The 1,076-nt window shown below is 65.1% G+C and carries 1 protein-coding gene and 1 pseudogene; both read left to right on the forward strand.

Annotated features, from left to right (window positions below; genetic code table 11):
* Positions 1–758: ABC transporter permease (locus tag FNA46_RS25815; RefSeq protein ID WP_143128098.1), on the forward strand; the 758-nt coding region annotated here is incomplete at its 5' end.
* An 8-nt stretch (positions 759–766) separates the two neighbouring features.
* Positions 767–1,076, forward strand: a pseudogene (locus tag FNA46_RS25820) (ABC transporter permease); the annotation flags it as partial.

Consider the following 1,076-nt stretch of genomic DNA (forward strand, 5'->3'; position numbering starts at 1 on the left):
TGATTGCCGTCAACGATCTCGACCTGTCGATCGGGACCTTCGTGAGTTTCGCCGCCTGTGTCACGGCGGTCTATCTGCCGACGGCGCCCCTCGTGGCTGTCATCATCCTGGCCGGTGCCATTGGCGTCTACGCGCTGATCGGTGTGCTGATCCACCTGCGTGACCTGCCCTCCATCGTGGTGACGCTCGGCATGAGCTTCGTCTGGGGTGGTCTGGCGGTGCTGATCCTGCCGTCACCGGGCGGTCAGGCGGCCGGCTGGCTGAGAGGACTGATGACGGCGTCCACGCCCGTCGTGCCGCTCGCTATCATCGCAAGCATCGTGATTGCCGTCGTTGCCCATCTGCTTGTCACGCGCTCGACGCTTGGCGTCGCGATCCGCGGCGTGGGCGGCAATGCTCGTTCCGTGGCGCGCGCCGGCTGGTCGGTCATGAAGATCAAGGCAGCCGCCTATGCGCTGTCCGGCCTGTTTTCGGTGCTGGCAGGCATGGCGCTGGTGGGGGTGACCACCTCCGCCGATGCCAATATCGCGCTGCGCTATACGCTTCTGTCGATTGCCGGGGTTATCCTCGGTGGCGGCGAATTCGTCGGCGGCCGTGTATCACCGGTCGGCGCGGTGGTCGGCGCGCTGACGCTGACGCTCGCCGGATCCTTTCTTTCCTTCCTGCGGATTTCGCCCGACTGGCAGATCGGCGCGCAGGGCGCGGTGCTGATCATCGTGCTTGGCCTGCGCCTCATTCTGGCCCGGCGGGAGGCATGAGGTCGATCATGAACGCGTTGAAACCCATCCTGTCGAAACCCTGGCTCTGGTCCTGGCTTGCGGCGCTTGCCACCTTCATCGTGACCATTCTTTTCACCGGTGGCGCCTCGACCTTCGGCCTGTCGCAGGCAACGCTGACCTTCGCGGCCTTCTCGGTGCTGGTCGGTCTCGGGCAGATGCTGGTCATCACGTTGGGGCCGGGGAATGTCGATCTCTCGGTGCCGGCCACCATTACGCTCTCCGGCACGCTGGCGCTGAAGTTCATGGATACGCAGGATGCGCTGATCCTCCCCGGACTTGCCATCGCCATTGGCATCG

The sequence above is a fragment of the Affinirhizobium straminoryzae genome (assembly GCF_007004135.1).
Lineage (GTDB): Bacteria > Pseudomonadota > Alphaproteobacteria > Rhizobiales > Rhizobiaceae > Neorhizobium > Neorhizobium straminoryzae.